Origin of the sequence: Pseudorhodobacter sp., from assembly GCF_030452865.1 — a bacterium.
GTDB lineage: Bacteria > Pseudomonadota > Alphaproteobacteria > Rhodobacterales > Rhodobacteraceae > Pseudorhodobacter.
On record NZ_JAKDLJ010000190.1, the window covers coordinates 1 to 6,704 of the forward strand.

The 6,704-nt window shown below is 59.3% G+C and carries 8 protein-coding genes; 3 read left to right on the top strand and 5 right to left on the bottom strand.

What is annotated here, in order from left to right:
• Nucleotides 1-262: 262 nt before the first annotated feature.
• The gene (locus L0H65_RS11790; protein ID WP_301459227.1) at nt 263-1,258 is read right to left on the bottom strand and encodes a polyprenyl synthetase family protein; all 996 of its coding nucleotides are present in this window, start codon (nt 1,256-1,258) and stop codon (nt 263-265) included.
• An 84-nt stretch (nt 1,259-1,342) separates the two neighbouring features.
• Here L0H65_RS11790 and L0H65_RS11795 point away from each other — a divergent pair, with 84 nt between their 5' ends.
• The 3 genes from L0H65_RS11795 to L0H65_RS11805 all read left to right on the top strand — a co-directional run bounded on the left by L0H65_RS11795 (nt 1,343) and on the right by L0H65_RS11805 (nt 2,585).
• Complete coding sequence (locus tag L0H65_RS11795) at nt 1,343-1,558, top strand: DUF2007 domain-containing protein (protein ID WP_301459228.1); 216 nt, start codon at nt 1,343-1,345, stop codon at nt 1,556-1,558.
• Nucleotides 1,559-2,320, top strand: coding sequence for a tRNA1(Val) (adenine(37)-N6)-methyltransferase (locus L0H65_RS11800; protein ID WP_301459230.1), 762 nt, complete (start codon nt 1,559-1,561; stop codon nt 2,318-2,320).
• 100 nt (nt 2,321-2,420) lie between these two features.
• Nucleotides 2,421-2,585, top strand: coding sequence for a DUF465 domain-containing protein (locus L0H65_RS11805; protein WP_301459232.1), 165 nt, complete (start codon nt 2,421-2,423; stop codon nt 2,583-2,585).
• A gap of 7 nt (nt 2,586-2,592) precedes the next feature.
• Here the strand turns inward: L0H65_RS11805 and L0H65_RS11810 are convergent, their stop codons facing one another.
• From L0H65_RS11810 to L0H65_RS11825, 4 genes are all read right to left on the bottom strand, one after another.
• On the bottom strand, nt 2,593-3,450 hold the full coding sequence (locus tag L0H65_RS11810) for a DMT family transporter (protein ID WP_301459234.1): 858 nt from the start codon (nt 3,448-3,450) through the stop codon (nt 2,593-2,595).
• 114 nt (nt 3,451-3,564) lie between these two features.
• Nucleotides 3,565-4,290, bottom strand: coding sequence for an acetoacetyl-CoA reductase (phbB, locus tag L0H65_RS11815; RefSeq protein WP_301459235.1), 726 nt, complete (start codon nt 4,288-4,290; stop codon nt 3,565-3,567).
• A gap of 106 nt (nt 4,291-4,396) precedes the next feature.
• Nucleotides 4,397-5,572 (bottom strand): acetyl-CoA C-acetyltransferase, encoded by a 1,176-nt coding sequence (locus L0H65_RS11820; protein WP_301459237.1) that lies wholly within the window; start codon nt 5,570-5,572, stop codon nt 4,397-4,399.
• A 122-nt stretch (nt 5,573-5,694) separates the two neighbouring features.
• Nucleotides 5,695-6,525, bottom strand: coding sequence for an EAL domain-containing protein (locus L0H65_RS11825; protein ID WP_301459239.1), 831 nt, complete (start codon nt 6,523-6,525; stop codon nt 5,695-5,697).
• Nucleotides 6,526-6,704: the final 179 nt, after the last annotated feature.

Consider the following 6,704-nt stretch of genomic DNA (forward strand, 5'->3'; position numbering starts at 1 on the left):
CGGCTCTGGTGCGACCTGTTTTGGCCTCTTCGCTACCGCAACCGATGCGAGTATCGCCGCGAATCACCTGACCGCCACCCACCCGGAATGGTGGATCCGCCATGCCGCATTGCGCCCCCGCTAACCCATATCATCTGTTCAAAAATATCCAGATTCCAACGACCCATCATCGCACCACACATCCCGTCCAGCGCATCGCGCAAACCGAAAAAGCCTTGCGCCGCAGGCGCGCAATTTGGCACTTGGTCGGACAAAACGCGCATCAGTTGATGCGGGACACCACATAATCCGCCAAGCCGCGCAACATTCCACGCAACGGATGATCCGGCAGAACCACCAAAGCCGCCCGCGCCCGCTCCGCCCACATCAAGGCCTCATCCCGTGCCGCCGCCATCGCACCATGCCGTGCCATGATCTCGATGGCCTGTTCCAGATCGCCAACGGTTTGATCGCCTCTGGCAATTGTGCGATGCCTGAATGCGCGCTCCTCCGCTGTTGCCCGGCGGATTGCCTTGATCACCGGCAACGTCAACTTCCGCTCACGGAAATCATCACCGATGTTCTTTCCAATCACTGCCGCCGTGCCGCCATAATCGAGCAGATCATCCACGATCTGAAACGCCACGCCCAGAGCATCACCATAGTCATACAGCGCGCGCACCTGATTTTCGGTGGCACCTGCAATCACGCCGCCCACTTCGGTCGCTGCTGAAAACAGCGCGGCCGTCTTGCCGCGCACAACTTGCAGGTAAATCGCCTCTGTCGTCGCCAGATCTTGTGCTGCCGTCAGTTGCAACACCTCACCTTCCGCGATGGTGGCCGAAGCGTTGGCTAAAATGTCGAGCACCCGCAAGGACCCGGTTTCCACCATCAACTGAAAGCTGCGGGAAAACAGATAATCCCCCACCAGCACTGATGTCTTGTTGTCCCACAAAAGATTGGCTGTCGGGCGCCCGCGCCGCCGCGCGCTTTCATCCACCACGTCGTCATGCAGCAAGGTTGCGGTATGAATAAACTCCACCGTCGCCGCCAGATGTACATGGAACGGCCCATCATAGCCGCACATCCGCGCCGCAGCCAAGGTCAACATGGGCCGCAAGCGCTTGCCACCTGCCTCCACCAGATGCGCGGTCACTTCCGGGATGCGCGGCGCATGTTCGGACGCCATGCGCGCCCGGATCAGTGTATTCACCGCGGCCATATCCTCGGCCAGATAGGTCGCCAACTGATCCTGCGGTTTCACCCTGTCGTGGTCCATTCCGGCCCCCTCATCCTGCCTGCGCCCGATCACAGCCTGTAAACCGATCTCGACACCTTTGCGCCTAACGACTATGTGCAAGCTATGAAAGAGCTTTTGCGCACCACCGATCCGACGATTATCGCATGGGCCACCGTGCTCTTGCAGGGCGAGGGTATAAAGACCTTTGAGTTCGACGTCCACATGAGCATTCTGGACGGCTCCATGGGTATTCTTCCGCGCCGATTGATGGTGATCGACCGTGACCTGTTCATCGCACGGGCGGTTCTGGCCGACAATGACATTCCGACGGGGCTTTGAATGCCTTTCGCGCCCGAAGATCTGACGGATGACGCCTTCCTCGGTGGTCGGCTGCATCTGTGGCAACCCCGGCGCGGCTACCGGGCCGCGACGGATCCAGTGCTTCTGGCCGCCTGTTGCAACGCGAAACCCGGCCAATCTGTGCTCGATCTTGGCTGCGGTGCGGGGGCCGCAGCGCTTTGTCTTGGAACCCGGGTTGAACGACTCGACCTCTCCGGACTGGAAGTGCAGCCCGCCTATGCCGATCTGGCGCAGCGCAACGCGTCACGCGCGGGCATCGCATTTGAGGTCGTCGAGGGGTCAATCCTCGACATGCCCCACCGACTGCGGCATGGCTTTGATCACGTCATCACCAATCCGCCCTATTATCCGCCGGTTGGCACCATTGCCAATGATCCCGGCCGCAATATCGCCCTGCGGGAGGAAATTTCCCTTGCAGACTGGATCGCCGCAGCGACACGTCGCGTCGGACCCGGTGGTTGGCTGACGCTGGTATTGCGCGCCGATCGTCTGGGCGATGGGTTGGCCGCGATGGGGCCGGGAATGGGCAGCACCGCAATAATTCCGTTTGCACCGCGTGAGGGTCGGGCCGCGGGCCGCGTCGTCATTCGCGCGCGCAAAGGCGGGCGCGCTGCGTTGCAATTGCTGGCACCTTTCATCCTGCATACGGGCCCGGAACATCCCGGCGACCGCGACAACCATTCGCCACAGGCCGAGCAGGTTTTTCGGCATGGTGAAGGGCTGAACCATCTGTTCACCTGAATTTTAGGCAAAGCCTTGCCGTTGCAGGCGGGTTTCCCGTGACAAGACTCAGAACTTGTGGTGGACTGGTGGAACGTGAACCAATCACAGGAGGATAAGAATGACTGTCGCTTCGCACCTGCAAGAACTGCGCCGCAAGCACGAAAGCCTGTCATCCATGGTTGAACAGGCTGAGCGGAAACCGGGTGCTGACCACCTCAAGGTCGCCGAAATGAAGAAACAGAAACTCAAGCTGAAGGAAGAGATTGCGCGACTGGCCGAATAGGCAGCCGCTAACGGGCCGCACTGGCGCGCGCCGCCAGTGCGGCACCTGCGGTAATCAGGGCAGTGGCAAACGCAAGTCCTGACGTTGCAGGCGATATTCCGGCAATAACCAGAATGATCGTCGACAACAACGGCGCAGCGTAGGACGCGACCCCGAGCAACTGGATGTCGCCCCTCTTCATTCCGATGTCCCACGTGAAGAATGCCACACCGACGGGACCGATACCCAGGGCGAGAACCGCAGCCCATCCAACCGCCGTGGCTGGCCATTCGGTCTGCTCCCAAGTCAGATGTGCCACGAGTGACAAGACCGCGGTTGCGATGCAGTATACCGTCACGGTTTCGCTTGGCACTGCGCCGAGATGGCGGGACAGCACGGAATAGCCAGCCCAAGTCAGCGCACAAAGGAAGGCAAGGCCAAGTGCCGTTGCATTCGCGCCGCCCACGCCCTCGCCCAACACGAGAATCGCGGCACCTGCCAAAGCGATCAAGGCACCGACGACGTGCCCGATGCGCAGCTGTTCACCCGGCAAAACGCCCGACATCAGCACGATAAACAACGGCCAGAGATAGGCGATAAGCCCGGTTGCCGCACTCGGCCCGATGCGAAATGCGGTGAAATACAAGGCGTGATAGCCGAATAGGCCCAGCGTGCCAAAAACGTAAACTTTGAGGGGCACATGGAGCAAGCTCACCAGGCCCGGCCCGCGCACAGTCCAGATCAAACCGATTGCGCCACCGATGGCAAAACAGACAGCACTGAGCAGAAACGGCGGCATCGGGGCGGAACCAATCGTCAAAAGCGCAAGCAAAGCCCACATCAAGACCGCTGTGAAGCCGATGACGGTGGCGCGGGTGCGAGTCATTTCGGGCCTTGATCTGCGTGTCGTACCCAAGAATAGGTATTTGGACCAAGATGAAGTCGCAACAGCAAAAAGGGGCTGGCAAAACGCCAGCCCCCTTGTTTCAGAGAGACAGGTTCAGACGACGAACTGGCCGCCATTTGCGCTGATCGTGGAGCCCGTGATGAAACCGGCATCGTCCGAGGCAAGAAAGACCACGCAGCGCGCTATTTCCTCCGGTTCCCCCAGACGGCCAACCGGGATCTGCGGAATGATGCGTTCATTCAGAACTTTTTCATCAATCGCGCGCACCATTTCAGTACCGATATAGCCGGGGCAAATGGCGTTAACGGTGATGCCTGCCCGCGCGCCTTCCTGCGCCAATGCCTTGGTGATCCCCAGATCTCCGGCCTTGGCGGCGGAATAGTTCGCTTGGCCCGCTTGGCCCTTTTGTCCGTTGATCGACGAGATGTTGACGACGCGACCGAATTTGCGGTCCCTCATACCGGTCCAGACCGGGTGGGTCATGTTGAAGACGCCCGACAAGTTGGTATCAATCACCTCTTTCCACTGGTCGGGCGTCATTTTGTGAAACATCGCGTCGCGGGTGATGCCTGCGTTATTGACCAGCACCGCAACCGGGCCAAGATCAGCCTCGACCTGCTTGATGCCTGCGGCGCAGGCATCATAATCGGCTACCGACCATTTATAGGTCTTGATTCCGGTTTCGGCGGTGAATTTGGTGGCGGCATCATCGTTGCCCGCATAATTCGCCGCAACGGTATAACCCGCATCTTTCAGCGCGATTGAAATCGCAGCGCCGATTCCACGAGAACCGCCGGTAACCAGGGCGACTTTTGACATGATCTCTCCTCCAAGTAGTTGCTTTGTAATAGTGTTAGCCAATCAAAAGTGTAGACGCAATATTATTGCGCCTACATTCTCATTCTTTCAGAACGTCACAGCCGGTTCATGGGCGCTCAAGGCACATGGCCACGCCCATACCGCCACCGATGCACAGGGTCGCAAGACCTTTCTTCGCATCGCGCCGCTTCATCTCAAACAACAAGGTGTTGAGGATCCGCGCGCCCGAAGCGCCAATCGGGTGACCAATCGCAATTGCGCCGCCGTTGACGTTCACGATATCGGGGTTCCAGCCCATGTCCTTGTTGACCGCACAAGCCTGCGCCGCGAAGGCTTCGTTCGCTTCGATCAGATCGAGGTCAGACGCCTTCCAACCGGCTTTCTCCAGCGCCTTGCGGCTTGCATAGATCGGGCCAACGCCCATGATTGCCGGGTCAAGGCCAGCGGTCGAATAAGAAGCGATTCGCGCCAGCGGGGTCAGACCGCGCTTCTTCGCCTCCGCTTCCGACATCAGCAGAACGGCGGCTGCACCATCGTTCAAACCCGATGCGTTCGCGGCGGTGACAGAGCCCTCCTTGGTAAACGCCGGGCGCAGCTTTTGCATCGCCTCAATCGTGGCGCCGTGGCGGATATATTCGTCGGCATCGACCGTCACATCGCCTTTGCGACCCTTGATGATGAAAGGCACAATCTCATCCACGAATTTCCCGGCCTTTTGCGCGGCCTCGGCCTTGTTCTGGCTGGCCACCGCAAAAACATCCTGCATATCGCGGCTGATTTGCCACTTGTTGGCGACATTCTCCGCCGTCTGGCCCATGTGGTAGTCGTTGAACGCATCCCACAGCCCGTCTTTGATCATCGAATCGATAAACTTAACATCGCCCATCTTGTGGCCGGCGCGCAGATTCGCGACATGGGGGGACATCGACATGTTTTCCTGACCACCCGCGACGACAATCGCCGCATCGCCGAGTTGCACATGCTGCGCGCCCAGCGCCACAGCCCGCAGGCCCGAGCCGCAGACCTGATTGAGCGACCAGGCTGAGCTTTCCTGCGGAAGTCCCGCAAGAATATGCGCCTGCCGTGCCGGGTTTTGCCCTTGCCCCGCTGTCAGCACCTGACCCAAAATGGTTTCTGCGACATCCGCCTTGTCGACACCGGCGCGGGCGACAACTTCGGCAATGACGGCAGCGCCCAATTCATGGGCGGGGGTGTTGGCGAAAACGCCGTTGAAACTTCCTACCGCGGTGCGTGCGGCTGAAACAATGACGACATTGGTCATTTTTGATCCTTTCCCTTTTGCCGAAATGCGACAAGGAGTGCCCGAGCCGCTCTGCAATTGGGGTAAGCCGCGCCAGAGTGAAATGCAAGTTTTTCAAAGGCACACCTACAATCAGAATTTCCTTACCCGGCACGCTTCTTGTGCTGTTCCACCCAGGCCGGGCGAACCGTCGGCGCACCGAACAGGTAGCCTTGCAAGCAGCCGATCCCGGCGGCCTGCAACCACTGCGCCTCTGCCACGGTTTCGACGGCTTCGGCCACCGTGAGCATATCGAAATGTGCACCAATCGACATCAGTGCCCGTGTCAGCGCCTGGTTATCCGGGTCGCGATCAATATTGCGGATGAATTGTGCGTCGATCTTGATCACATCAAAGAGAAAGTCGCGGAAATGTCGGAACGCCGTTTGCCCGGCGCCAAAATCATCCAGCGCAAAGGCAACACCTTCCAACTGCAATTCGTCCATGAAGGCGATCACCAGTTCCGGCACCAGCATGGCGGAGCTTTCGGTGATCTCCAGTATCAGCCGTTCGCCCACGGTATCATCCGCCGCCAGCCCTTTGCGCAGGGTTTTCATCCAGCGCGGATAGCCGACGGAGCGCGCCGACATATTGACCGAAAGCCGCACCTCCGGAAAACGTGCCAATGTCGTCAAACCGATGTCGAGCGCCAGGCAATCAATCTGCCGCCCGAGTTCGTCGGTTTCGATCGCACCCATGAAATCGCGCGCCGGAATGACACGACCATTCGGGTCAATCACCCGGATCAGCCCCTCATGGTAGGCGATGCGTGACGGGTCAGCGGCCATCACCACCGGCTGATAGGCCAAGCGCATCCGCTTTTCCGCAACAGCCTGTCGAACCATTGCAATCACCTGGCCGTCCCGCATTGAAACCGCCGCCGCGAGTGGGCTTTCTTCACCCGGAAGGCGATCAAGCCGTGCTGAATGTTTCATATCTCTCGCCCCACCACATCTATCGTCGGACCATTGCCGGTCCAAAGCCCCGCCACAATGCCGCCACCCAAGTAAAGGGCTGGTAAAATTTCGCTGTTTGTTCCAATTTTAGGCAGTTATCGCGCACGGAAGGCAACTGAAATGACCGAAACCCGATGTAGCTGGTGCGGCTCCGACCC